The organism is Trinickia caryophylli, assembly GCF_034424545.1.
GTDB lineage: Bacteria > Pseudomonadota > Gammaproteobacteria > Burkholderiales > Burkholderiaceae > Trinickia > Trinickia caryophylli.
The window spans coordinates 3373890-3397650 of sequence record NZ_CP139970.1; the positions used below are offsets into that span (position 1 = coordinate 3373890).

Here is a 23761-nt window from a genome sequence, read left to right on the forward strand (position 1 = left end):
CAAGCCGCGGCGATGGGCGAACTCGGGGCTGGATCCTTTATTCGTCGAGCCATGCGCGCGGCTTCAGAAAATCGCTGTAAAGCCGCGCCTCGGGCGTGCCCGGCTCCGGGTGCCAGTTGTAGCGCCAGTTCGCGACGGGCGGCATCGACAACAGAATCGATTCGGTGCGGCCGCCGCTTTGCAGGCCGAAATGCGTGCCCCGGTCGAACACGAGATTGAATTCCACGTAACGTCCGCGCCGGTAAGCCTGGAAGGCGCGCTCGCGCTCGCCGTAAGGCGTGGCGCGCCGGTTCTCGAGGATCGGCAGATAGGCCGCGAGAAACGCGTCGCCGGCGCTGCGCATCATCTCGAACGAGCGCTCGAAGCCGAGTTCGTCGAAGTCGTCAAAGAAGATTCCGCCTATGCCGCGCGTCTCGTTGCGGTGCTTGAGAAAGAAGTACTCGTCACACCAGCGTTTGAAACGCGGATAAAGTTCGGAGCCGAACGGGTTCAGCGCATCGCGGCAGACGCGGTGAAAGTGCCGGGCATCGTCCTCGTAGCCATAGCAGGGCGTGAGATCCATCCCTCCGCCGAACCAGACGACGGGCGCCTCGCCTGCCTTGGTGGCCGCGATGAGCCGCACGTTCATGTGCACCGTTGGGCAATGCGGGTTGCGAGGATGCATGACGAGCGACACGCCCATCGCCTCGAAGCCGCGCCCCGCCAGATGCGGGCGCGCCGCGCTCGCGGATGGCGGCAGAGCGTCGCCGGCCACGTCGGAGAATCCGATCCCGCCCCGTTCGATGAGCTCGCCGCCCTCGAGGATCATCGTCACGCCGCCGCCGCGCAGGTGATCGCCCGCCGGGCGCTGCCAGGCATCAGCCGCAAACGGCTGGCCGTCGAGAGCGCCGATTGCATCGGCAATGCGCTGTTGCAGCGCGCGCAGATAGTCGCGTACCGCGGCGGTGTCGAAAGTCGATTCGGTCATCGGTCAACGTCGAGTGGAGGGGCGGCCGGTCCGCGCCCGGGGGAGGGCGCGGCGCGCGTATGCCATGGGGCCGATTCTAGCGGAGCAGGCCGTATATTAGGTGGGCCGCCGGGGAGCCCGCTATGCGGTTCGCCCCGGCACGGCTCGCCAGGGCGCCGTCAGTGCTTGCGTGTGAGCGCGCGGTAGCCGATGTCGCGGCGGTATTGCATCCCGTCGAAAGAAATTTGATTGACGGCGTCGTAGGCGGCCGATTGCGCGCCGCGTACGGAGTCCGCGAGGCCGACCACGCAGAGCACGCGCCCGCCCGAGGTCGAGAGCTTGCCATCCGCAAGCGTCGTGCCCGCGTGGAACGTCACCGCGTTGTCGGTTTCCGCCGGAATGCCGTTGATCCGATCGCCCTTGCGCGGCGCGTCGGGATAACCGTGAGCGGCGAGCACGACCCCGAGCGCCGTGCGGCGGTCCCACGCCAGCTCCACCGTATCGAGCGTGCCGGCGATTGCCTGTTCGAGCACTTTCGAGAAGTCGCCCTTCAGGCGCGCCATGATGGGCTGGGTCTCCGGATCGCCCATGCGGCAGTTGAATTCGAGCGTTTTCGGGTTGCCTTCGGCGTCGATCATGAGGCCCGCATAGAGGAAGCCCGTATAGCGGATCCCTTCCTTTTCCATGCCGCGCACGGTGGGCAGGATGATCTCGCGCATCACGCGCGCATGCAGTTGCGGCGTGACGATCGGCGCGGGCGAGTAGGCGCCCATGCCGCCCGTATTGGGGCCAGCGTCGCCGTCCATGAGCCGTTTGTGGTCCTGGCTCGAGGCGAGCGGCAGGACATGCTTGCCGTCGACCATGACGATGAAGCTCGCTTCCTCGCCGGCCAGGAATTCCTCGATGACCACGCGCGCGCCGGCGTCGCCGAGCTTGTTGTCGGCGAGCATCATGTCGACGGCCGTATGCGCTTCGTCGAGCGTCGTGGCGACGACCACGCCCTTGCCCGCCGCGAGGCCGTCGGCCTTGATGACGATCGGGGCGCCTTTTTGGTCGAGATAGGCGTGAGCGGCTGCCGCATCGGAGAACGTCTCGTACTCGGCCGTCGGAATGCCGTTGCGCTTCATGAACGCCTTGGCGAAGTCCTTCGAGCTCTCGAGCTGCGCGGCTTCCCTGGTCGGCCCGAAAACCTTCAGCCCGCGCTGGCGGAAGAGATTGACGATGCCGGCCGCAAGCGGCGCCTCGGGGCCGACCACGGTGAAGGCGACCTGCTCGCGCTCGGCGAAGTCGGCCAGCGCTTCGAGATCGGTGATGGCGACGTTGCGCAGGCGCTCGTCCTGCGCGGTGCCGCCGTTGCCGGGCGCCACGTAGACGATCTGCACGCGCGACGACTGGGCGAGCTTCCAGGCCAGCGCATGTTCGCGGCCGCCGGAACCGACGACGAGTAATTTCATATCAATCCCCGAGAACCTGAAAGGGGCGGCCGGCGCATGAACGCCGGCCGCGATGTCTGGACTGGATCGGCGCCGCCGGCATGCCGCACGGCCGGCGCCTTGGCGCGCTCACTCCTCGGCGATCGACGCGTTGGTATAAACCTCTTGCACGTCGTCGAGATTCTCGAGCGCGTCGAGGAGCTTTTGCATTTTCACGGCATCGTCGCCGGCGAATTCGACTTCCGTTTGCGGCTTCATCGTCACTTCGGCGAGTTCGGCCTTGAAGCCGGCCGCATCGAGGGCCGCTTTCACCTTCGAGAAGTCGTTCGGGGGGCACAGTACTTCGATGCTGCCGTCGTCGTTCGTCACGACGTCGTTCGCGCCGGCATCGAGCGCGGCCTCCATCAGCTTGTCCTCGGACGTGCCGGGGGCGAAGAGGAACTGGCCTACGTGATCGAAGAGAAACGAGACCGAGCCGTCCGTGCCCATGTTGCCGCCGAACTTCGAAAACGCATGCCGGACTTCGGCCACCGTGCGCGTGCGGTTGTCGGTCATCGTATCGACGATGATCGCCGCGCCGTTGATGCCGTAGCCCTCGTAGCGGATTTCCTCGTAGCTGGCCCCGTCCACGCCGCCCACGCCGCGCTGGATCGCGCGGTTGATGTTGTCCTTCGGCATATTGGCGTCGGTCGCCTTTTCCACCGCGAGCCGCAGGCGGGGATTGGCGTCGATGTCGCCCCCGCCCATGCGGGCCGCCACCTGGATTTCCTTGATGAGGCGTGTCCAGACCTTGCCGCGCTTGGCGTCGGCTGCCGCTTTCTTATGCTTGATGTTGGCCCATTTGGAATGACCAGCCATACTCTTTCTCCGTGGCGTGCGCGGCGCGCGCACGCATGATGCGTTCGATGTCTGCGAATGTGCGAGTGATATCGCGGTGTCAGGCGGCGTGTCGCGCGGCTTTGAGGCGACGATGCGAAAGCGCGCGGGCCGCTCGAGGAGCAGACTGCGATTTTACCACGCCGCCCGGGCGCCGCCGCGGCTGGCCGGTACGGGCCGCGGGCCAGCCGACGCTCAGTTCTTGGTGCCGAAGAGGCGATCGCCCGCGTCGCCGAGGCCGGGGATGATGTAGGCGTGCTCGTTCAGGTGCGAGTCGAGCGAAGCGACGAAGAGTTTGACGTCCGGGTGGGCGCGCTGGAATACCTCGACGCCCTCCGGCGCGGCCACGAGCGCGAGAAAAAGGATGTTCTCGCCGGCCACGTTGCGGCGCTTGAGCACGTCGACCGCGTGGGCAGCCGAATTGCCCGTTGCCACCATCGGGTCGCAAAGGATGAAAATGCGGTCTTCCAGATCGGGCAGCCGGACCAGATATTCGACGGGGCGGTGCGCATCGTCGCGGTACACGCCGATATGGCCGACGCGCGCCGACGGGATCAGCTCCAGCAGGCCGTCCGACATGCCGACGCCCGCGCGCAGCACCGGCACGATCGCGAGCTTCTTGCCGGCGATGACGGGCGCGTCGATCTCGACGAGCGGCGTGGCGACGCGTTTGGTCGTGATCGGCAGATTGCGGGTGATTTCGTAGCCCATCAGCAGCGTGATCTCGCGCAGCAGCTCGCGGAACGTGCGCGTGGACGTGTCCTTGTCGCGCATGTGCGTGAGTTTGTGCTGAATCAGCGGGTGATCGAGGATATAAAGATTCGGGAAACGGCTGTCTTGTTTCATAGCGGGGGCGCGAGGCGGCTCAAAGGGAGGCAACGTGCAGTTTACCGAAAGAAAGGGCGCTGCTCGCGACGGGGGCCCCGGGGCGCCGTGACGCAGCGGGCCCGGCGCGGGCCGGGGACGCGATTTTTCTGGGATTGAGACGTCCGCGCGGCAAGCGCGGCATCAATTCTTCTACAATCGGCACGATTCGTCGCAACGCGGGAACATCGTCATGGACTTGGGTATCGCAGGCAAGACCGCGCTCGTATGCGCGGCGAGCAAGGGGCTGGGGCGCGGTTGCGCCGAGGCGCTCGCGGCGGAGGGCGCCGACCTCGTCATCGTCGCACGCACGGCGGAGACGCTCGAGGCCACGGCCGCCGACATTCGCGCGAAGACGGGCGCGCGCGTGCGCACCGTGGCTTGCGACATCACGACGGCCGAGGGCCGCCAGTCGGCCCTCGCGGCCTGTCCGCAGCCCGACATCCTCGTCAACAACGCGGGCGGGCCGCCCCCCGGCGATTTTCGTCAGTTCACGCACGACGACTGGCTCCGCGCGCTCGAGGCCAACATGCTCACGCCGATCGCACTGATCCAGGCGACGATCGACGGCATGATCGAGCGCGGCTTCGGGCGCGTCGTGAATATCACGAGCTCTTCGGTCAAGGCGCCGATCGACGTGCTGGGCCTGTCCAACGGCGCGCGCTCGGGGCTCACGGGCTTCGTTGCCGGCGTGGCGCGCAAGGTCGCGCCGCACGGCGTCACGATCAACAACCTGCTGCCCGGCATCTTCGACACGGACCGCATCGCCACGACACTGAAGGCCCAGGCCGTGGCGAAGGGAATCGACATCGACGAGGCGCGCGCCGAGCGCATGAAGACCGTTCCGGCCGGCCGTTTCGGCACGCCCGAAGAGTTCGGCAAGGCCTGCGCGTTCCTTTGCAGCGCGCACGCAGGCTACATCACGGGGCAGAACTGGCTCATCGACGGCGGAGCGTACCCCGGCACGTTCTGAGCGGGGGCGTCCCGATTCCGATCGCGGGCGGCGCGAAGCCGCCGGATCGAACGATTTTTCATGGCAGGCAGTACAGCATCGAACACAAGGAGAGCCGTTTCATGACCCCAAGCGTCGCATTGATCGCGCACGACCACAAGAAAGACGACATCGTCGCCCTCGCCGGCGAATATGCGACGTTGCTGCGCGGCTGTCGCCTCGTGGCCACGGGCACCACGGGCGGCCGTATCGCCACGGCGCATGGGCTCGAAGTGGAGCGCATGCTCTCGGGGCCGCACGGCGGCGATCTGCAGATCGGTGCGCGGCTGGCCGAAGGCGGCATCGACATCGTCGTCTTTTTGCGCGACCCGATGACGCCGCAGCCGCACGAGCCCGACATCAACGCGCTCGTGCGGGCCTGTGACGTTCACAACGTGCCGTGCGCGACCAACGTCGCGACGGCGCGCATGATCCTCGACGCACTTGCGAGGCACGTCGCCCAGGGCGCCTGAGCGGGGCGGCGCACCGGTCGCCCGGTGTGCTGCGTGCGCGATCTGTCACGACCTGTCACGACTTGCCACGATGATTCACGAGAAGGAGAGCACGATGGTGAAGGCCATTCGATTCGAACGTACCGGCGGGCCGGAAGTGATGCAGTGGGTCGACGTCGACGTGGGCGAGCCCGGGCCGGGTGAGGCCCGCGTTCGCCAGGAGGCGGTCGGGCTCAACTACATCGATGTCTATTTCCGCACGGGCCACTATCCACTGCCGCTTCCCGCAGGCCTGGGCATGGAGGCGGCCGGCGTCGTCACGGCCGTCGGAGAGGGCGTGACGCGGTTCAAGGCAGGCGATCGCGTAGCCTACGTGGCACGGCCGCCGGGCGCCTACGCGCAGGAGCGCGTCCTGAAGGCGGACGTGCTCGTCGCACTCCCCGATTCGATTTCGTCCGACGATGCGGCGTCGGTCATGCTGCAGGGGCTGACAGCGCAATACCTGCTGCGTCGCACGTTTCGAGTCGAACCCGGGCAGACGATCCTGATCCATGCGGCGGCCGGCGGTGTAGGCCTGCTCGTGTGCCAATGGGCGAAGGCGCTCGGCGCGACGGTGATCGGCACTGTTGGCTCCGACGAAAAAGCCGAGCTCGCGCGCGCGCATGGCTGCGATCACCCGATCGTCTATACGCGCGAGAACTTCACCGAGCGCGTGCGCGAGATCACGAACGGCGCGGGCGTGCCCGTCGTCTACGATTCGATCGGCAAGGACACCTACGTGGGGTCGCTCGACTGTCTCGCGCCGCTCGGGTACTTCGTCAGCTTCGGCAGCGCGTCGGGCCCGCTGCCGCCGCTCGACGCCGGCGAACTCGCCAGTCGCGGCTCGCTCTTTTTCACGCGGCCGACGCTTTTCAGCTACATCGCCAAGCGCGAATGGCTCGATGCGATGGCTGCCGAGCTGTTCGACGTGCTCGCCTCGGGCAAGGTGAAAACGAGCATTCGCCAGCGTTACGCGCTCGCCGACGTGGCGCAGGCGCATCGCGATCTCGAAGCGCGCAAGACCACGGGTTCGACGATTCTCGTGCCGTAATGCATGCCGGCGGGTATTGCGGGCATCAAGCCGCTCGCGGCGTTTACGCGTTTTTTACATGCCCGCCGCGAGCTTTGATCGGTTCTTTACTCGTTTGTGGGTACGCTGGCCGACAGCGCACGATGCGACGGCGAGCGTACCCGCATAGCACGTGCCGCTTTGCAATTTTCGGGCGCAGTACCGCCGATCGCCGCGTTGCCGCATGCGTCGCGCGCGCCTTCGTATCCTGTGTACCTCGCTGTGTACCTCGCGGACCTTGCGCACCGAAGCATGAATCGACCTGATCCCGACCAACTGCTCGACCGGCTTCAACGCGAAGAGGAAAAACGCAGGCGCGGCAAGCTGAAGATCTTTTTCGGCGCATCGGCCGGCGTCGGCAAGACCTTCGCGATGCTGCAGGCCGCGCGCCAGCGCCAGGCAGAGGGTGTCGACGTGCTCGTGGGCATCGTCGAGACGCACGGGCGCACCGAAACGGCGGCGCTCCTGGACGGGCTCGAGCGGCTTGCGCCGCTGACGATCGACTACCGGGGCCGCAGCATCGGCGAGTTCGATCTCGATGGCGCGCTCGCACGGCAGCCCCAGCTCGCGCTCGTCGACGAACTTGCTCACACGAACGTGCCCGGCGCCCGCCATCTGAAGCGCTGGCAGGACGTGCAGGAGCTGCTCGACGCCGGCATCGACGTCTATACGACCGTCAATGTCCAGCACCTCGAAAGCCTGAACGACATCGTCGGGCAGATCACCGGCATTCGGGTATGGGAGACCGTGCCCGATCGCATCTTCGATCTTGCCGACGAGGTCACGCTCGTCGATCTTCCCGCCGAGGAACTGCTCGATCGCCTGCGCGACGGCAAGGTGTACCTCGGCCAGCAGGCCGAGCAGGCGGTACGCAACTTCTTCCGCAAGGGCAATCTGATCGCGCTGCGCGAACTGGCGCTGCGGCGCACCGCGGATCGCGTCGATGCGCAGATGCGCGAGTATCGCGCCGACCGGGCGATCGAACGGATCTGGCAGGCGCGCGAACGGCTTCTCGTGTGCGTGGGCCCGGGCCCGGAAGCGCCGATGCTCGTGCGCGCGGCGGCGCGGCTTGCCGCGAGCCTGAAGGCCGACTGGATCGCCGCCTATGTCGAGACGCCGAAGCTGCAGCGTTTGCCCAGCGCCGCGCGCGAGCGCACCCTCGGCGCGCTCAAGCTCGCGGCAGAGCTCGGCGCCGAGACCGCAACGCTCGCCGGCGACGACGCCATTGCCGCACTCGTCGGCTATGCGCGGGTGCGCAACGTCTCGAAGCTCGTGGCGGGCGGCTCGTCCCGGCTCGGGCTCGGGCGCAGGTTCACCCGGCCGCTCGGCGAGCGGCTCGTGGAGCGGGCGGGCGATGTCGACGTCACGCTGATCCGCGCGTTTCCGGACGCCGAGCTGCGCGAGCGCGGCAAGCGTGCCGTGCCGCTCGATCGCGGTGCGCGAATCTGGCGCGATGCGCTCGTTACCGGCGCCGCCGGGTCGCGCTCGCCGCTGAGCCATTATCTCTACGCGCTCGCGATCGGCATCGTCATCACGGGGCTCGCGTCGCGGCTCTTCGCGCAGATCGATCGCACGAACCTTGCGATGATCTACCTGCTGGGCGTGGTCTTCGCGGCCGTCAAACTCGGGCGCGGCCCGGCCGCGATGCTGTCGTTCGTCTCGGTGGCGGCCTTCGACTTCTTCTTCGTGCCGCCGAGGCTTTCGTTTTCCGTCAGCGACACGCAATACCTGCTGACGTTTTTCGGCATGCTGCTCACGGCGCTCGTGATCAGTCACCTGACGTCGCGCTTTTTGCGCGAAGCGAGCGTGGCGCGGCACCGCGAGCGCCGCACGAGCGCGATGTACGCCATGGCGCGCGAACTCGGTGCCGCGTTGACGACCGAGCAGATCGTCGAGATCGGCACGCGGCACGTCGGCGAAGTGTTTCGCGCGCGCGTGGCGGTGCTGTTGCCCGACAGTGCCGACAAAGTGCAGCAGAAAGTCGAGCGGCCGGACGAATCGGTGATGCTCGCGGGCGCCGCGCTCGATCTCGACGTCGCGCAATGGGTCTATGACCAGCAAAAGCCGGCCGGCCGCGGCACCGACACGCTGCCGGCGGCGCAGGCGCGCTATTTGCCGCTCAAGGCGCCGATGCGCACGCGCGGCGTACTGGCCGTGCTTGTGACGGACGTGCGCACGCTCGGGGTGCCCGAACAGCAGCGCATGCTCGATGCGTTCGCCGCGCAGATCGCGCTCGCGCTCGAGCGCGTGCATTACGTCGAGATCGCGCGCGACGCGCTCGTCAGCATGGAGTCCGAGCGCTTGCGCAATTCGCTGCTGTCGGCCATCTCGCACGATCTGCGCACGCCGCTCACGGCGATCGTCGGTTTCTCGTCGATGCTCGCCCAGGAGCGAGCGGCCGGCGCCTCGCCCGCCGACGGCCTCGTCGAGGCGATCCACGACGAGGCGCTGCGCATGACCGGCATCGTCACGAACCTGCTCGACATGGCGCGGCTGCAGGCCGGCAGCCCCAGGCTCAACCGCCAGTGGACGCCGCTCGAGGAGGCGATCGGCGCGGCGCTGGCCGCCTGCAAGCGCGTGCTTGCAGGGCATCCGGTCCGCGTGACGCTGGCGGCCGGGCTGCCGCTCCTGCGGCTCGACGCGGTATTGATGGAGCGGCTCTTTTCGAATCTCTTCGAAAACGCGGCGAAGTACGCGCCGGCCGGCACGCCGCTCGCGATCGGTGCGGAGCGCATCGAAGCGGGCGGCAAGCCGTTCGTGCGGGTGGCTGTGGACGATGGCGGACCGGGCCTGCCGCCAGGCATGGAGGCACGCGTGTTCGAGAAATTCACGCGCGGCGAGAAGGAGTCGGCCAAGCCCGGCATCGGGCTCGGGCTGGCCATCTGTCGCGCCATCGTCGAGGCGCACGACGGGGACATCGGTGCCGAGAACCGGCGCGATGCCGAAGGCCGGGTCGCGGGCGCGCGTTTCTGGTTTACGCTGCCGGTCGAACCGCAGCCCATGCTGGCCGACGAACCCGGGCCGGCCGCCGCGCCGCTGCCGCCCTTGTCACCCACTGCCGAACCATGAGCGAGCCGACTCTCACCGTTGTCCTGATCGAAGACGAAAAGCAGATCCGGCGCTTCGTGCGCGCCTCGCTCGAAGGCGAGGGCATCGGCGTATTCGAAGCCGAGACGGGCAAGCAGGGGCTCGTCGAGGCCGCCACCCGCAAGCCCGATCTCGTCATCGTCGATCTGGGGCTGCCCGATACCGACGGGCTCGACGTCATTCGCGAGCTGCGAGCCTGGAGCGACACGCCCGTCATCGTGCTGTCCGCGCGTACGCAGGAGAGCGAAAAAGTGGCCGCGCTCGATGCAGGGGCGGACGACTATCTGACCAAGCCGTTCGGCGTGTCGGAACTGCTGGCGCGCATTCGCGCGCATCTGCGCCGGCGCAACGTGTCGGGCGCCAGCGAAACGCCGCTCGTGCGCTTTGGCGGGGTTGCCGTCGATCTTGCCAACCGCCTCGTCACGCGCGACGGCGAGCCGGTTCACCTGACTCCGATCGAATACCGGCTCCTCGCCACGCTCGTGCGCCACGCCGGGCGCGTGCTGACCCACCGGCAATTGCTGCGCGATGTCTGGGGGCCTTCGCACGTCGAATCGAGCCACTATCTGCGCATCTACATGGCCCATCTGCGGCAAAAGCTCGAGCACGATCCCGCGCAACCCGAGTACATCGTGACGGAAACGGGCGTCGGCTATCGCCTTTCGGGCGTCGCCTGAGGCACGCGCCGGTATTCATGCCGACTGGGTAAAACGCTGCGAGCGGCATCCGCAGGGCCTGAAGGCGGTTGCATGGCGACCGCCGGCGAGTCCGTCACGAGCAGCCCTGGTGCATAAGCATGCAGTACGGCCGCCGCCCGGGCACCGACGTTGGGTTCGTTCGATTTCTTCTGATCTTGCTCAAGCGGCGGCGCAGTGGGCGTGTCTATAATGAGATAAAGGCCTGCGAAGCGAGTGCACCCGTTCGTCGGCGACCGGAACGTGGGAGGCGCAATGCTCGACGCACTTTCGCTTGGCGCCGGCCTGTCATGGGCGAGCGGCCTGCGACTTTATCTGACGGTGTTCGTCGTCGGCCTGCTTGCGCGCCTGAACGTCGTGCATCTGCCCGAGTCTCTTTCGGCGCTCGCATCGCCGTGGGTCCTCGGCACCGCGGCGCTGTTCGCCGTCATCGAATTCTTCGCCGACCGCATTCCCGCCTTCGATTCGCTCTGGGACGCGATCCATACGTTCATCCGGATTCCGGCCGGCGCGTTGCTCGCGGCCGGGGCCCTCGGCGGCCATGCCGATCCGGCCCTGATGACGCTCGCGGCGCTTGCCGGCGGAACGCTCGCGGGCTCGGCCCATCTGACGAAGGCGGGCACGCGAGCCCTCATCAATCTTTCTCCCGAGCCGTTCTCGAACTGGATTGCCTCGTCGACGGAAGACGTGCTCGTCTGCATCGGTCTTGCGCTCGCGCTCTTCGTGCCGATCGTCTTCCTTGCTTCGATGATCGGCTTTCTGGCGCTGGCCGGCTGGGCGCTGCCCAGGCTGTGGCGCGGGGTGCAGGGCGGCTATCGTGGCATCGCGGCGCACATGGGCTCGCGCCTCGGCTCGCTCGGAGGCAAGCGCGATTGAGCGGGCAGGGGGCCTTTGGACACGGGCGCGCAGGCGTCACCGATTTGATCCGGCAGGCCGCGCGGATGACTGCACGCGACTGGCGCGCCGGCGAGTTGACGATGCTCGCGCTGGCGCTCGTGCTGGCCGTCGCGGCGCTTTCGAGCGTGGCCTTTCTCGCCGGTCGGCTTCAGCAGGGGCTCGAGCGCGATGCGCGGCGCATGATCGCCGCCGATTTCGTCGTGCGGGCCGATCATCCGGTCGATGCGCGCTTTGTCGAACAAGCCCGAACGCTCGGGCTCAAGACCGCGACGACCGTCATTTTCCCGAGCATGGTGGCGCGGGCCGCGCCCGGCGGCGCGGCTGACGCAGCGCTTGCGAATGCGCGGCTTGCCGCCGTCAAGGCCGTGTCCTCCGGCTACCCGCTGCGCGGCGCGCTGCGCATCGCTTCCGCGCCCGACGCGCCCGATCGCCCGGCCGAGGGCATCCCGCCGTCCGGGACGGTGTGGGTCGACGCGGAGCTGCTCGGTGCGCTGCACGCGCACGTGGGCGAGCGCGTGCAACTCGGCGAGCGCAGTTTCGTCATCGGCGCGGTCATCACGCGCGAGCTGGACCGCGGCTTTGCCTTCGTCAATTTCTCGCCGCGGCTCATGCTGCGTGCCGACGAGCTCGCCGCCACGGGGTTGCTCGGCTACGGCAGCCGCGTCACGTACCGTCTGCTCGTCGCGGGCGACGACGGCGCCGTGGCCCGCTTCTCGCGCTTTTCGCACGAGCAGATCGACGGTGGCAGGATGCGCGGCGTGGCCCTCGAATCGCTGCAGGACGGCCAGCCGCAAGTGCGCGAAACACTCGACCGGGCCGACCATTTCCTGCGGCTCGTCTCTCTGCTGACGGCGTTGCTCGCGGCCGTGGCCATCGCCATGGCGGCGCATCGCTACATGCGCCGCCACCTCGATAGCTGTGCGGTGATGCGTTGCCTGGGCCTCGACGAGAGGGCGCTGCGCGCGCTCGTCGTGCTCGAGTTCGTCATCGTGGGGCTCGTGGCCGGCATCGTCGGCGCCGCCCTCGGCTTCGCCGGGCATTTCGCGCTGCTCGCGTGGCTCGGGCAGCTCATCGCCGTGCAACTGCCGCTGGCGACTCCACTGCCGGCGATCGAAGGCGTGGCCGCGGGCCTCGTGTTGCTGATCGGCTTCGCATTGCCGCCGCTCCTGCCGCTCACGCGCGTGCCACCGGTGCGGGTGCTGCGCCGGGAGTGGGACGGCAAGGCACGTATTGCCTGGCTCGCGTATGCGCTCGGTATCGCACTCTTCGGAGCGTTGCTCGTGCTTGCGGCCGGCGAACTCAAGCTCGGCGGGATCGTGGCGGGCGGCTTCGCGGCCGGGCTCGTCATATTCGCCGGGGTGGCGCGTGCCGCCATCCGGCTTGCCTCGTGGGTCGCGCGGCGCGAGCATGCCACGAGCCGCCTCGCGGCGAGCGTCGGCTGGCGCTACGCGCTTGCCTCGCTCGAGCGCCGAGGCCTTGCCAGCGCGCTGCAGATCACAGCGCTCGCGATCGGCCTCATGTGCCTGCTGCTGATCGCCATTACGCGCGACGATCTCGTGGCCGGCTGGCGCAAGTCCACACCGGCCGATGCGCCGAACCAATTCATCATCGACATCCAACCCGATCAGCGGCAGGCCGTCGCGGCTTATCTCGCCCGACACGGCGTGCCCGGAGTCGTGATCGAACCGATGGTGCGGGCGCGGCTGACGGCGATCGGCGGCAAGCCCGTGGACCCGGCGGCCTACAAAAGCGAGGATGCGCGCAGGCTCGTCGACCGCGAGTTCAATCTCTCTTATCGCACGAGCCTGCCCGAGGACAACCGCATCGTCGAAGGCCGCTGGTATGGGAATTCGACGCGGCCTGAGATCTCGATCGAGGCCGGGCTCGCGAAGCTGATTGGCGTGAAGCTCGGCGACGTCCTGCGCTTCGACGTTGCGGGGCTGCCCATCGACGCGGCCGTGACGAGCGTGCGCAAGCTCGATTGGGGAACGTTCAAGGTCAACTTCTTCGTGCTGATGCCGCCCGCTGCGCTGCAGACCTTCCCGGCTATCTACATCACGAGCTTTCATCTGCAGCCCGAACGCCGGGCGGTGCTGGACGGCCTCATCGCCGCCTATCCGAACCTGACGACGATCGATGTCGGCGCGATCCTTGCGCAGATTCAGCACGTGCTGGAGCAGGTGATCGGCGCCGTGCAGTTCCTCTTCGCCTTCACGCTGGCGGCGGGCGTCCTCGTGCTTTACTCGGCGCTGGCAGGCACGCGTGACGAGCGCATGCGAGAATCGGCGCTGCTGCGCGCGCTCGGTGCCTCGCATCGGCAGGTGCTGGCGGTGCAGGCTGCGGAGTTCGCGATCGTCGGAGCGCTGGCAGGGTTGATGGCGGCCGCGGGCGCGCAGGCGCTCGGCGCCGTGCTCGCGAGCCGTGTGTTCAACTTCTATCTCGACTTCGACCCGTGGCTTTTGCCGGTCGGCATCATCGCGGGCGTGGCGTGCGCGGGCGTGGGCGGCTGGTTCAGCCTGCGGCGCGTGCTGATGCGCCCGGCCGCGCAGTCGCTGCGCGATGCCTGAGGCGTGCGAGCGATTACCCTGCATTTGTCTTTTCGATGACGTATGACCGATAACCACGACGACGAGCCGGCTGCACCGACTGCGTTCGAACTCATCGGCGGCGAGACGCGCGTGCGCGAGCTTGTCGACCGTTTCTACGACCTTATGGATCTCGAGCCCGAATTCGCCGGTATCCGGGCCATGCATCCTCCTTCGCTCGACGGCTCGCGCGACAAGCTGTTCTGGTTTCTATGCGGCTGGCTTGGCGGACCGGACTACTACATCGAGCGCTTCGGCCATCCGCGGCTGCGCGCGCGACATCTTCCGTTTCCGATCGCGACACAGGAGCGCGATCAGTGGCTGCGCTGCATGGCATGGGCAATGGAGGACGTGGGCTTGTCCGAGGCATTGCGCGAGCGCTTGTTGACGGCGCTGTTCGGCACCGCCGATTGGATGGTCAATCGCGCTCCGGCACGAAAAGAATGAGCGGGAGGCCTGCGCATGGTCACGGCAGGCCTCGAAACCGCGCGCAGTCCGCTGCAATCGTGCTCCCGTAAAGGGACTCGAAGCGCCAGCGGGTACGACGCATGAACCATCCGGCGAGCACCGGCCCGGTCGATCGACCGGTACGGAACCGACGAAGAGATGCGGCAAGCCTGCCTGGGCGGGCGGCCTTGCGGCTGAGGATAATGGTCGACAGCTCGATATTGGCCGCCGCGACGGCGCATGACCGCCGCGGCAGGGCGGCAACGGCAGGCGCTGCTGCCACCCGATCTTGTCGGAGAACCATAGATGACGACTCGTGCTCTCTTTCGCGAAGATGCCTATCTGACCCGTTGCGACGCGTCTATCGTCGCGATCGGCGACGACGGTATTCTCCTTGATCGAACCGTGTTTTATCCGCTCGGCGGCGGGCAGGCCGGCGATACGGGCGCACTCGTGCTGCGCGATGGCGCGCGCATCGAGGTCGCCGACACGCGCAAGGCCCGCTTCGAGGGCGCGACGCCCGACGATTCGCTGCACGTGCCAGCGGCAGGTCAGGAAGCGGTCCTCGCACGGCTGCGCGCGGGCGAGCCCGTCATCGCCGAGATCGACTGGGCGCGGCGGCATCGCCACATGCGGTTGCATACCGCCAGTCACCTGATGTGCGCGGTACTGCCGTATCCGGTGGATGGCTGCAGCATCACGGCCGACTATGCGCGGCTCGACTTCGCAACGACGGAGCCGATCGTACGCGAAGCGGTCGAGGAGCGGCTTGCCGAACTCGTTGGCGGCGCATACGCAGTCGGCACGGAATGGATCACCGACGATGAGATGGCCGAGCGGCCGGAACTCGTGCGCACAATGAGCGTCAAGCCGCCGATGGGTCTCGGGAGGGTGCGTCTTTTGCGCATCGACGGTGTGGACTTGCAGCCATGCGGAGGGACGCACGTGCGCAATACGTCCGAGATCGGCGGGTTGCGCGTTGCGAAGCTCGAAAAGAAGAGCGCGCGCACGCGCCGTCTCGTATTGGAGTTCGCGTGAGCGGCCCGCCGGATATCGATACGAACGCGAGCCGCGAAGCATCGCACCGCTCGCCATCGGCGCATGCGGGCGACGACATGGCTGGCTACGCGGCACTCGACGCACGCGCACGCGAGGTGCTCGACTTCTGGTTCGGAGAACCCGGCTCGAGCCGTTTCGGGCAACCGTGGAAAGCATGGTTCTCAGGCGACCCCGCCTTTGATGCGCTGCTGCGCGAGCGCTTCGGCGCGACGCTTGCCGAAGCGCGAAGCGGCGCTTTCGACGGGTGGCCGCGCACGCCGCTGGGCGCGCTGGCGCTCATCGTCGTGCTCGATCAGTTTTCGCGCAACGTTCATCGCGGCAGGCGCGAAGCCTTCGGGGGCGATGCGCGGGCTCTCGGCGTCGCGAAAGCGCTCGTGGCGGCAGGCGGCGACCGCGCATTGCCGTCGCCGCATCATCGCGCATTCGCCTATCTGCCGTTCGAACACGACGAATCGCGCGAGAGCCAGGCGCGTGCGGTCGAGCTCTTCGAAGCGCTTTCGCGCGAGCCGGGGGCCAAAGGGTACCTCGGTTATGCCCGGCAGCACGCCGTCATCATCGAGCGATTCGGTCGCTTCCCGCATCGCAATGCCATCCTCGGCCGCCATTCGACCGACGAGGAGCGCGCATTCCTGCTCGAGCCAGGATCGTCGTTTTGAGCAGGCGGTGCCGGGCGGCAGCGCCGGGCGAAGAAGAGAAGAAACGTGGCCGGTGGCTCAGCGTCCGCCGGCCACGTCCAGCAGCGCGCCGGTCACATAGGATGCTTCATCGCCGAGCAGCCAGACGATCGCTTCGGCGACTTCCTCCGCGGTACCCGGCCGCCCGAGCGGGGACTGCGCACCGAGCACGGCCGCGCGATCGGGGCGCCCGCCGCTTGCATGGATCTCGGTCTCGATTAGGCCGGGACGTACCGCATTCACGCGCACGCCGCGCGGACCCAGCTCTTTCGCCAGCCCGATCGTCATCGTATCGACGGCGCCTTTCGACCCCGCATAGTCCACGTATTCGTTCGGCGAGCCCAGCCGCGCCGCGGCCGACGACACGTTGACGATCGCCCCGCCGCGCCCGCCGCGGTCGGTCGACATGCGGCGCGCCGCTTCGCGCGCGCAGAGATAGGCGCCGAGTACGTTGACTTCGAAAAGACGCTTGAGCCGGGTGCCGTCCATATCGGCGAGCGGCATCGATGCGGCGACGATCCCGGCATTGTTCACGAGCGCGTCGATTCGGCCGAAGCGCGCGGCGAGCGCATCGAACATGGCGACGACGGCGGCCTCGTCGGCGACGTCGGCCTGCACGACGAACGCCTCGCCGCCGTTGCGCTCGATCGCGGCGGCCGTGGCGTCGGCCGCGGCTGCGTCGCGCGTATAGTTCACGCCTATCGACCAGCCCCGGGCGGCAAGCGCGAGCGCGCACGCGCGGCCGATGCCGCGGCTCGCGCCGGTGATGAGGACGACACGGGAGGCTTCAGGCATGGTCTGTCAAACGGCTTCGCGCTCGGTAGCCCACTTGTCGCGGGCGGGCGGCCGATACTGCCGCATCGTCCCGATGAGCGCGGCCGGCTCCGAACCCATCGTCAAGATATCGAGATAAGTGTGCTGCATGAACCCTTCGCCCACGATGTGGGCGAGCATGGCCGCGAGCGGCTCGTAATAGCCATCGACGTTCAGGAGCCCGATTGGCTTGGCGTGATAGCCGAGCTGCGCCCAGGTATAGACCTCGAAGAGTTCCTCGAGCGTGCCGGCGCCACCGGGCAACGCAACGAACCCGTCCGCGAGATCGGCCATCATCTTCTTGCGCTCGTGCATATCGGGCACGACGTGCAGCTCGGTGAGCCCCGAGTGACCGATTTCCTTGTCGACGAGCAGTTTGGGAATCACGCCGACGGCGCGCCCACCGGCCGCGAGCACGGCATCGGCGACTGTGCCCATGAGCCCCACGTGGCCGCCGCCGTAGACGAGCGAGCAGCCGGCCGCGACGAGGGCTTCGCCGAATGCCTTGGCCGCCTCCGCATACACGGGCTTCGCGCCGAGCGACGACCCGCAATAGACACAGATCGACTTCATGGCTGAGCGTCCTTGGTTGCGCTCTTCGCGCCGGTCTCGCGCGGCGGCAGATAATCGTGGAATTCGCGCATCGGCAGCTTGCCGGAGACGAGATCGTCGAACAGCTGGCGCGAGCGGCCGCGCAGATATGGCGCCATGATCGAAATCACGTGCACGCTGACCTGATGCAGCTCGACGCGAATGGCTTCCTGATCGTTGTACTTGCGCGGGTTCATGACGAACTGGTACGACAGCCAATACGTGGCGATGACGCCCATGTTCGTCGAAATGACCTGGATTTCGTCGGGCGTGGCGACCATCTCGTCGTCCGCCACGAGCAACTCGCACATCTCGCGCGCGAAGCGCACCTTATGGCTGATGATTTGCTTGAAATGCATCTCGAGCGTGCGATTTCGCGCGAGCAGGTCGTTGAGATCGCGATAAAGGAAACGGTACTGCCACATGAAATCGGCCATGTATTGCAGATAGGACCACGTTTCGTCGATCGTCGGACGATGGTCCTCCGGAAATCGGAGCCGCTTTTCGATCGCCTGCTCGAATTGCGCAAAAATACTATTAATAATATCGTCTTTATTGCGGAAGTGGTAATAGAGATTGCCGGGGCTAATCTCCATTTCCTCCGCGATCGTGGTCGTCGTGACGTTCGGCTCGCCGATCTCGTTGAACAGTTTCAACGACAGCTCGAGGATCCGTTCGCGGGTGCGGCGGGGAGTTTTCGCTTCCATGTCGTCCGGCCCAGTGGCGCCGGGCGATGCGGGCACACGGGAGTCCGCATCGTTTCGAGCCCGGCTTGGTTGGTATGTCTTTGGGTGTTGTGGGCCGATTATAAACGCGCCATCCTCGTAGCCGGCCGCCCATTCGGGTTTTCATGGAGCACGAACGTGCGTGCTAAAAATGAGATATGACGAATGGGTAGTGGGGAGCGGACAGCATGTCAGTGGCCGGCGCCCGTCAGCCGGCTGAGCCATGCGGCGGCAAGCGGGCCCACGATCAACCCCCAGGTGAGGACGCAGACCACGAGAGCCACCGTCACGGCGGCGCTGCCGAGATCCTTTGCGCGGCGGGAGAGTTCGTGCCGTTCGAGGGAGATGCGGTCGATTGCCGCTTCCACGCTCGAATTCAGCAATTCGACGATCAGCACGAGCAGTACCGAGCCGATCAGAAGCACGTGCGACACGGCGTCCACGGGTACGAGCGTGCCGGCGGGCACGAGAATGGCGGCGAGCGTGAGCTCCTGACGAAACGCGCTCTCCTCGCGAATTGCGACTTGAAAGCCGCTGATCGAGTTCTTGAGCGCGTGCCATGCGCGCGTGAGTCCGCGGTTGCCCTTGTAGGGGTTGAACGGCGGCGGGGCGAGCGGATCGTCGGGCCCGAGCGGCTCGCGCGGCTCGTGGTCGTCGGCGTGGGCGGCAGGTTCGTCGCGCTTCATGCGGGGGCGTTTTCCTCGCGCCAGTGCGCGCCGGAAAGCGGCTTCAGGTGGGCTGCGAACTGTTCCGATGCGGCGCGCCAGGAAAAGCGCTCGGCCCAGGCGCGGGCGTCGGCGCGGTCGATCTTGAGTGCGTCGAGGCAGGCTTCGCGCAGATCCTCGTTCATCGCGCCGGCCCCGCCGTCGCCGAGCACGTCGATCGGGCCCGTCACGGGATACGCGGCCACCGGTGTGCCGCAGGCTAGCGCCTCGAGCAGCACGAGGCCGAACGTATCGGTGCGGCTCGGGAACACGAACACGTCCGCCGCCGCATAGACCTTGGCGAGTTCGGCTTGGCTCAGCACGCCGAGATAGTTGACCTCGGGGTAACGTGACTTGAGTTCGGCCAGCGCCGGCCCTTCGCCCGCCACCCATTTCGAGCCGGGCAGATTGAGCTTCAGAAACGCCTCGACGTTCTTTTCGATGGCAACACGGCCTACGTAGAGGAAGATCGGACGCGCTGTATTGAGGACCTTCGAGTCCATCGGATGGAAGATGTCGAGATCGACGCCGCGCGTCCAGAGCACGACGTTGCGAAAGCCGTAATGTTCGAGATCGGTCTTGACGACAGGCGTGGGCGCCATGACCGCGAGCGAGGGCCGATGGAACCAGCGCAGGAAGCGATAGGTCGCGGCGGCAGGCAGCGCGAAGCGGGCTTCGACGTATTCGGGAAAGCGCGTGTGGTAGGCGGTCGTGAACGGCAGCCCGTGTTTCATCGCATAGCGTCGGGCCGCGAGCCCGAGCGGGCCTTCGGTGGCGATGTGCAGCGCATCGGGCGCGAATTCGTCGATGCGCGCGTTCAGGCGCCGGCGCGGAAAGAGCGAAAGCCGGATTTCGGGGTAGGTCGGACAGGGAATCGTGCGGAATTCGAGCGGCGTGAGAAGTTCGACGCGGTGGCCGAGCGCCGTGAGTTCGCGCGTGGTGTTCTTCAATGTGCGCACGACGCCGTTGACCTGGGGTTCCCAGGCGTCGGTCACGATCATGATCTTCATGCGGGGGGCCTCTTGTCGGTCTCGGAAAAAAGGGCGCGCGGGCCTCAGGCAGCCGTGGCTTTCGCCTTGCGCGCGGAGGTTTGGGGCGCCCGCATGACGGTCCAGAACACGACCAGCAGCTCGCCCTCGAGGGTCTCGACGAGCGCCGAGAGGCTTTCGACCCAGTCGCCGTCGTTGCAATAGACGAGACCGTCGACGTCGCGGATTTCCGCCTTGTGGATGTGGCCGCAGACGACGCCGTCGCAGCCGCGCCGCCGGGCTTCGTCTACCATGACGTGCTCGAACGACGAGATGAAGTTCACCGCGTTTTTCACCTGATGCTTCAGGTATTGCGAGAGCGACCAGTACTGAAAGCCGAAGCGGCTGCGGATTCGGTTGAACCAGCGGTTTAGAACGAGAATCGCGGTGTAGGCCGTGTCGCCGAGGTAGGCGAGCCACTTGGCATGCTGGATGACACCGTCGAAGAGATCGCCGTGGACGATCCACAGGCGCTTGCCGAGCAGCGTCGTATGAAACGCTTCCTCGCGCACCTGGATATCGCCGAAGGCGAGATCGCAGAACTGACGCGCCGCTTCGTCGTGGTTGCCGGGGATGTAGGTGACCTGCGTGCCCTTGCGCGCCTTGCGCAGGACCTTCTGCACGACGTCGTTGTGCGCCTGCGGCCAATACCAGCCTTTTTTGAGCTGCCAGCCGTCGATGATGTCGCCGACGAGGTACAGGTATTCCGACTCGTTGTGGCGCAGGAAGTCGAGCAGGTAGTCGGCCTGGCAGCCGCTCGAGCCCAGATGAATGTCCGAGAGCCAGATCGTGCGGTAGCGATGGGGCTTGTCGACGGTGTCGTCGTGATGGGCGCTCGAAGAGGGGTCGCGCTCGGGGCCGCGCGTCGATACCGGCGTGCCGCTCGGGGCGGTGGGGTGAAACGGCACGGCATCGACGCTCGCGCCGAGCCGCTTGAAGAGCGAAGTCGCGGACGAGCGGTCCATGGCTTCTCGCGTCGAGTTGGACATGTACGCATTGCGCCATGTGCGTGTGACTGCCACATGACAGTCACGAGACGTTCTTATTACGGGCTATGGGGGCGTGGAGCGGGGCGGATTACCGCTACGCGCATTTTCATCCGCGCGTTTCCGAACCGGCTGCCGATGTTGATGAGGGCGGGCGTAGTTTTGTCGACTCGCCAAACGGCACCGTACGAACAGCACCGTATTCAAGCACTCACCCATTGACGTGCGGCGCGCCTTCAGTTGGCCGCACAGCTTGGCAAGCTGGAGATGAAAATTCTCGGACCAGACCGATAACCGCGCGATAACCGCGCAAACGCGCGGCAAATTCCCGGATGCTAATCGCGCGCGACCGCGATGATGCGGGTGCCGGCCAAACGATCATGCGGAAACTGACGCCCCGGGTGAAGTCGCGCGGCCGCGGCCCATAGCACGAACCAGCATGCCGATACCGCGAGCGTGACGGGCACGGACAGATGCAAAAGCGAATGCAGCGCCAGCGGGGGTAGAAACCAGAGCCACGCGAGCAAATAACGGGCAATGGCGCGGACAGGCGCGAGCGGCGCGCCACGAGCATCGATAACACGAAGCCGCCACGTTTTCATCGGCAATGTCTGCCCGCCGTGCGTCCAGAACCATACGAAGTAGACGGCGAGAACCACAGCGATCCAAGCTGCAAGCAGATTGTGATGAGTCAGACCGTTGCGCTGCTGGGTGAGCGTCGAAAAGAGATAGCCGGCAAAAAAGATCACGCCAAAAAGGATCACCGCTTCGTAAGCGAGCGAGGCAAGACGCCGACGTACCGTGGGTGGTGCGCCCGCGAGACCGGCGAGCGCGACCGCCTCGGCCGGCGGTTCGGCGTGCTTTGTCGGGCCGGGGCTGGCCACGCTCATGCGCCGCGGAACACGGAAGGCGCCTCGGAAGGCGAGAGCGGCGTCGGCGCAGGGGCACTCGGCGTGGCCGAGGAGCCCGGTTGGGGCGCCGCGGCGCCCGAGGCCGGCGTACCGCTCGCGGCCGCGGCGCCGCTTGCGCCGTCCGCCGATACATCGGCGAGCCGGTTGATCCCGCGAATCTCGCTTTTCACGCCCGAGGGCGGGGCGCTGACGACCGTCGGCCGGCGCTTGCGCGCGCTCGCGGCAAGCTTCGCCTTCTGTTCGGGCGACAGTTCCTGATAGGTGTTCCAGGCCTTCTGTCGGGCCTGCGGCGGCAGCGCCTTGGAAACCTGATAGTTTTCACGCGCGACGCGCCGCTGCTCGGGGGTCATCCGGACCCATTCGGCCATGCGCTCGTGCAGCCGCTTTTGCTGCTCGGGCGACATCTTGGCGAACCGCGATGCGATCTTGATCCATTTACGCTTGCGTTCGTCGCTGAACCTGTCCCACTCGGCCGCAAACGGCGCCAGCGCGGCATGCTGATCGACGCTCAGATGGGACCACGACAAGGGGTTGCTGTCGATGAGAGGCGGCAACTCGAGCGAAAGCAGCGGCGGTACCGACGCGGGCGCCGGTGCCGCGCCGCTACCCGTGCGCACGATCGGCTGCGCGGTAAAAAAACGCGGGTACGTGGCGGCAAACGCGACCGCCGATGCGATCGCGCAAGCGAAAACGACGGCCAGGCCGCGCTTGTAACTCACGCCGGTCTCCTCCAGGCCATTCGCTCAGCGCGCGCGAGAGAGGTACGCGTTGAACCCGTGGTCGAGGTACGCGTTGAGGGGGAGATCGTCGTTGAGCATGGCGGCGTCGATGTCGGCCAACTCGGCCGCGCGTTGCACATTTTCCCAGTACGCGATGCCGGCGATACCGATCAGAAGCGCGAGAATCGGCCAGACGAGCGCGAGGCGGCGCAGCGGCTTGATGCGCGGACCGGCCGCGGACATGCCGGCTGGCGCCCCGGCCAATGCGGGCACGAACACCGGCGCGTGAGCCGGCTCGGGCTTCTTGCGCGCAACGGCGAGCCGCCGCGCAGCAGCCAGCCGTTCGGCGGCCGGCGCGGGCAGGCCGGCGGCACGCTCGTCGAGCGCGCGGCACACCTTGAGCGCGAACTCGAGTTCTTTCGTGTCGGGAGCGGAAGTCATAGCGTAATTCCTTTTGCCTTGAGCGCGGCCGCCAGCGTATGCGTGGCGCGCGAGCAATGCGTTTTCACGCTGCCTTCGGAGCACCCCATCGCGGCGGCCGTCTCGGCCACATCCATATCTTCCCAATAACGCATGAGAAACGCCTCCCGTTGACGCGCCGGTAGTTTTTGGATTTCCGCGTCGATGAGTGCAAGTACTTGATCGCGTTCGAGCTTTTGCTCGCTGCTTTCGGAGCCGCTGCCGTGCTCGCCGGTCTCCAGCGTTTCGAGCAGGTCGAATTCGTCCTCGTCGCCGCCGGCGAACGAGGAGAAGAGGCTCACCCACGTATTGCGTACTTTCTGCCGACGAAAATGGTCGTGCGTTACATTTTGCAGGATACGCTGAAAGAGTAGCGGGAGTTCGGCAAGCGGCCGGTCCCCGTACTTCTCGGCCAGCTTGATCATCGCATCCTGGACGATGTCGAGCGCGGCATCGTCATCGCGCACAGCGTAGACGGTCTGTTTGAACGCCCGTCTTTCGACGGACGCCAGGAAGTCGGCGAGTTCCTTGTCTGATGCCATCCGGGAGCGGCGAAGCGCGTTCGCGCCGTAAACGTTCGAAAAAAAGTCGTAAAACCCGCGGATGCTAGCAAACTTTCGAGATAGTGGGGCGCTTCTGGCCGCCGGAAGCGGCCGCCGCGTCGTTTTTCGGGGGCGTCCGGGGCGCTTCCGACGCAAGGCGCGTGCCCGG

24 protein-coding genes are annotated in these 23761 nt (G+C 66.9%); 10 read left to right on the forward strand and 14 right to left on the reverse strand.

All coding sequences use genetic code 11. The annotated features are described in order from the left end of the window. Nucleotides 1-37 precede the first annotated feature (37 nt). The 4 genes from hemF to upp form a co-directional block, all read right to left on the reverse strand. On the reverse strand, nt 38-967 hold the full coding sequence (gene hemF, locus U0034_RS15250) for an oxygen-dependent coproporphyrinogen oxidase (RefSeq protein WP_085230095.1): 930 nt from the start codon (nt 965-967) through the stop codon (nt 38-40). A gap of 158 nt (nt 968-1125) precedes the next feature. Next, nucleotides 1126-2400 carry a phosphoribosylamine--glycine ligase gene (purD, locus tag U0034_RS15255; RefSeq protein WP_085230096.1) on the reverse strand — a complete coding sequence of 425 codons (1275 nt, stop codon included), beginning with the start codon at nt 2398-2400 and terminating at the stop codon, nt 1126-1128. A 108-nt stretch (nt 2401-2508) separates the two neighbouring features. Continuing rightward, complete coding sequence (locus U0034_RS15260; RefSeq protein WP_085230097.1) at nt 2509-3237, reverse strand: YebC/PmpR family DNA-binding transcriptional regulator; 729 nt, start codon at nt 3235-3237, stop codon at nt 2509-2511. 213 nt (nt 3238-3450) lie between these two features. Continuing rightward, a complete protein-coding gene (gene upp, locus U0034_RS15265; RefSeq protein WP_085230098.1) occupies nt 3451-4101 on the reverse strand; it encodes a uracil phosphoribosyltransferase in 651 nt (216 codons plus the stop codon). Between the two features lie 211 nt (nt 4102-4312). Here upp and U0034_RS15270 point away from each other — a divergent pair, with 211 nt between their 5' ends. The 10 genes from U0034_RS15270 (at nt 4313) to U0034_RS15315 (ending at nt 16096) form a co-directional block, all read left to right on the forward strand. After that, a complete protein-coding gene (locus tag U0034_RS15270) occupies nt 4313-5092 on the forward strand; it encodes an SDR family oxidoreductase (RefSeq protein WP_085230099.1) in 780 nt (259 codons plus the stop codon). Nucleotides 5093-5193: 101 nt separating this feature from the next. Next, on the forward strand, nt 5194-5583 hold the full coding sequence (locus tag U0034_RS15275) for a methylglyoxal synthase (RefSeq protein WP_085230100.1): 390 nt from the start codon (nt 5194-5196) through the stop codon (nt 5581-5583). A 94-nt stretch (nt 5584-5677) separates the two neighbouring features. After that, nucleotides 5678-6652 (forward strand): quinone oxidoreductase family protein, encoded by a 975-nt coding sequence (locus U0034_RS15280; protein ID WP_085230166.1) that lies wholly within the window; start codon nt 5678-5680, stop codon nt 6650-6652. A 270-nt stretch (nt 6653-6922) separates the two neighbouring features. Continuing rightward, a complete protein-coding gene (locus tag U0034_RS15285; protein ID WP_085230167.1) occupies nt 6923-9739 on the forward strand; it encodes a DUF4118 domain-containing protein in 2817 nt (938 codons plus the stop codon). After that, on the forward strand, nt 9736-10434 hold the full coding sequence (gene kdpE, locus U0034_RS15290) for a two-component system response regulator KdpE (RefSeq protein WP_085230101.1): 699 nt from the start codon (nt 9736-9738) through the stop codon (nt 10432-10434). Before U0034_RS15285 ends, kdpE begins: the two co-directional genes overlap by 4 nt. 273 nt (nt 10435-10707) lie before the next feature. Further along, nucleotides 10708-11328, forward strand: coding sequence for a DUF4126 domain-containing protein (locus U0034_RS15295; RefSeq protein WP_085230102.1), 621 nt, complete (start codon nt 10708-10710; stop codon nt 11326-11328). Between the two features lie 65 nt (nt 11329-11393). Further along, nucleotides 11394-13916, forward strand: a complete 2523-nt coding sequence (locus tag U0034_RS15300; RefSeq protein ID WP_085230103.1) for an ABC transporter permease — start codon at nt 11394-11396, stop codon at nt 13914-13916. 42 nt (nt 13917-13958) lie between these two features. Further along, a complete protein-coding gene (locus U0034_RS15305; protein ID WP_085230104.1) occupies nt 13959-14381 on the forward strand; it encodes a group II truncated hemoglobin in 423 nt (140 codons plus the stop codon). Between the two features lie 306 nt (nt 14382-14687). Further along, the gene (locus tag U0034_RS15310; RefSeq protein ID WP_085230105.1) at nt 14688-15419 is read left to right on the forward strand and encodes an alanyl-tRNA editing protein; all 732 of its coding nucleotides are present in this window, start codon (nt 14688-14690) and stop codon (nt 15417-15419) included. A gap of 77 nt (nt 15420-15496) precedes the next feature. Next, the gene (locus U0034_RS15315; RefSeq protein ID WP_085230168.1) at nt 15497-16096 is read left to right on the forward strand and encodes a DUF924 family protein; all 600 of its coding nucleotides are present in this window, start codon (nt 15497-15499) and stop codon (nt 16094-16096) included. 57 nt (nt 16097-16153) lie between these two features. Here the strand turns inward: U0034_RS15315 and U0034_RS15320 are convergent, their stop codons facing one another. The 10 genes from U0034_RS15320 to U0034_RS15365 form a co-directional block, all read right to left on the reverse strand. Then, nucleotides 16154-16909 (reverse strand): SDR family oxidoreductase, encoded by a 756-nt coding sequence (locus tag U0034_RS15320; RefSeq protein WP_085230106.1) that lies wholly within the window; start codon nt 16907-16909, stop codon nt 16154-16156. A 6-nt stretch (nt 16910-16915) separates the two neighbouring features. Then, entirely contained in the window at nt 16916-17500 is a 585-nt protein-coding gene (locus tag U0034_RS15325; RefSeq protein WP_085230107.1) for an LOG family protein, read from the reverse strand. After that, nucleotides 17497-18225 carry a TetR/AcrR family transcriptional regulator gene (locus tag U0034_RS15330; RefSeq protein ID WP_085230108.1) on the reverse strand — a complete coding sequence of 243 codons (729 nt, stop codon included), beginning with the start codon at nt 18223-18225 and terminating at the stop codon, nt 17497-17499. Before U0034_RS15330 ends, U0034_RS15325 begins: the two co-directional genes overlap by 4 nt. Nucleotides 18226-18434: 209 nt before the next feature. Beyond that, nucleotides 18435-18929, reverse strand: coding sequence for a diacylglycerol kinase (locus tag U0034_RS15335; protein WP_085230109.1), 495 nt, complete (start codon nt 18927-18929; stop codon nt 18435-18437). Then, on the reverse strand, nt 18926-19957 hold the full coding sequence (locus tag U0034_RS15340) for a glycosyltransferase family 4 protein (RefSeq protein ID WP_085230110.1): 1032 nt from the start codon (nt 19955-19957) through the stop codon (nt 18926-18928). Before U0034_RS15340 ends, U0034_RS15335 begins: the two co-directional genes overlap by 4 nt. Nucleotides 19958-20001: 44 nt before the next feature. Further along, on the reverse strand, nt 20002-20964 hold the full coding sequence (locus U0034_RS15345) for a UDP-2,3-diacylglucosamine diphosphatase (protein ID WP_407702965.1): 963 nt from the start codon (nt 20962-20964) through the stop codon (nt 20002-20004). Between the two features lie 332 nt (nt 20965-21296). Then, nucleotides 21297-21851, reverse strand: coding sequence for an RDD family protein (locus U0034_RS15350; RefSeq protein ID WP_085230112.1), 555 nt, complete (start codon nt 21849-21851; stop codon nt 21297-21299). Beyond that, on the reverse strand, nt 21848-22591 hold the full coding sequence (locus U0034_RS15355; RefSeq protein ID WP_085230113.1) for a DUF3106 domain-containing protein: 744 nt from the start codon (nt 22589-22591) through the stop codon (nt 21848-21850). The genes U0034_RS15350 and U0034_RS15355 overlap by 4 nt, the downstream gene beginning before the upstream one ends. Nucleotides 22592-22615: 24 nt before the next feature. Then, nucleotides 22616-23032 carry a DUF3619 family protein gene (locus U0034_RS15360; protein ID WP_085230114.1) on the reverse strand — a complete coding sequence of 139 codons (417 nt, stop codon included), beginning with the start codon at nt 23030-23032 and terminating at the stop codon, nt 22616-22618. Further along, on the reverse strand, nt 23029-23592 hold the full coding sequence (locus U0034_RS15365; RefSeq protein ID WP_085230115.1) for an RNA polymerase sigma factor: 564 nt from the start codon (nt 23590-23592) through the stop codon (nt 23029-23031). The genes U0034_RS15360 and U0034_RS15365 overlap by 4 nt, the downstream gene beginning before the upstream one ends. Nucleotides 23593-23761 lie beyond the last annotated feature (169 nt).

Bases quoted from the DNA above. Each gene is read 5' to 3' on its own strand.
- hemF (WP_085230095.1), bottom strand. From the start codon at position 967: ATGACCGAATCGACTTTCGACACCGCCGCGGTACGCGACTATCTGCGC.
- purD (WP_085230096.1), bottom strand. From the start codon at position 2,400: ATGAAATTACTCGTCGTCGGTTCCGGCGGCCGCGAACATGCGCTGGCC.
- U0034_RS15260 (WP_085230097.1), bottom strand. From the start codon at position 3,237: ATGGCTGGTCATTCCAAATGGGCCAACATCAAGCATAAGAAAGCGGCA.
- upp (WP_085230098.1), bottom strand. From the start codon at position 4,101: ATGAAACAAGACAGCCGTTTCCCGAATCTTTATATCCTCGATCACCCG.
- U0034_RS15270 (WP_085230099.1), top strand. From the start codon at position 4,313: ATGGACTTGGGTATCGCAGGCAAGACCGCGCTCGTATGCGCGGCGAGC.
- U0034_RS15275 (WP_085230100.1), top strand. From the start codon at position 5,194: ATGACCCCAAGCGTCGCATTGATCGCGCACGACCACAAGAAAGACGAC.
- U0034_RS15280 (WP_085230166.1), top strand. From the start codon at position 5,678: ATGGTGAAGGCCATTCGATTCGAACGTACCGGCGGGCCGGAAGTGATG.
- U0034_RS15285 (WP_085230167.1), top strand. From the start codon at position 6,923: ATGAATCGACCTGATCCCGACCAACTGCTCGACCGGCTTCAACGCGAA.
- kdpE (WP_085230101.1), top strand. From the start codon at position 9,736: ATGAGCGAGCCGACTCTCACCGTTGTCCTGATCGAAGACGAAAAGCAG.
- U0034_RS15295 (WP_085230102.1), top strand. From the start codon at position 10,708: ATGCTCGACGCACTTTCGCTTGGCGCCGGCCTGTCATGGGCGAGCGGC.
- U0034_RS15300 (WP_085230103.1), top strand. From the start codon at position 11,394: ATGACTGCACGCGACTGGCGCGCCGGCGAGTTGACGATGCTCGCGCTG.
- U0034_RS15305 (WP_085230104.1), top strand. From the start codon at position 13,959: ATGACCGATAACCACGACGACGAGCCGGCTGCACCGACTGCGTTCGAA.
- U0034_RS15310 (WP_085230105.1), top strand. From the start codon at position 14,688: ATGACGACTCGTGCTCTCTTTCGCGAAGATGCCTATCTGACCCGTTGC.
- U0034_RS15315 (WP_085230168.1), top strand. From the start codon at position 15,497: ATGGCTGGCTACGCGGCACTCGACGCACGCGCACGCGAGGTGCTCGAC.
- U0034_RS15320 (WP_085230106.1), bottom strand. From the start codon at position 16,909: ATGCCTGAAGCCTCCCGTGTCGTCCTCATCACCGGCGCGAGCCGCGGC.
- U0034_RS15325 (WP_085230107.1), bottom strand. From the start codon at position 17,500: ATGAAGTCGATCTGTGTCTATTGCGGGTCGTCGCTCGGCGCGAAGCCC.
- U0034_RS15330 (WP_085230108.1), bottom strand. From the start codon at position 18,225: ATGGAAGCGAAAACTCCCCGCCGCACCCGCGAACGGATCCTCGAGCTG.
- U0034_RS15335 (WP_085230109.1), bottom strand. From the start codon at position 18,929: ATGAAGCGCGACGAACCTGCCGCCCACGCCGACGACCACGAGCCGCGC.
- U0034_RS15340 (WP_085230110.1), bottom strand. From the start codon at position 19,957: ATGAAGATCATGATCGTGACCGACGCCTGGGAACCCCAGGTCAACGGC.
- U0034_RS15345 (WP_407702965.1), bottom strand. From the start codon at position 20,964: ATGTCCAACTCGACGCGAGAAGCCATGGACCGCTCGTCCGCGACTTCG.
- U0034_RS15350 (WP_085230112.1), bottom strand. From the start codon at position 21,851: ATGAGCGTGGCCAGCCCCGGCCCGACAAAGCACGCCGAACCGCCGGCC.
- U0034_RS15360 (WP_085230114.1), bottom strand. From the start codon at position 23,032: ATGACTTCCGCTCCCGACACGAAAGAACTCGAGTTCGCGCTCAAGGTG.
- U0034_RS15365 (WP_085230115.1), bottom strand. From the start codon at position 23,592: ATGGCATCAGACAAGGAACTCGCCGACTTCCTGGCGTCCGTCGAAAGA.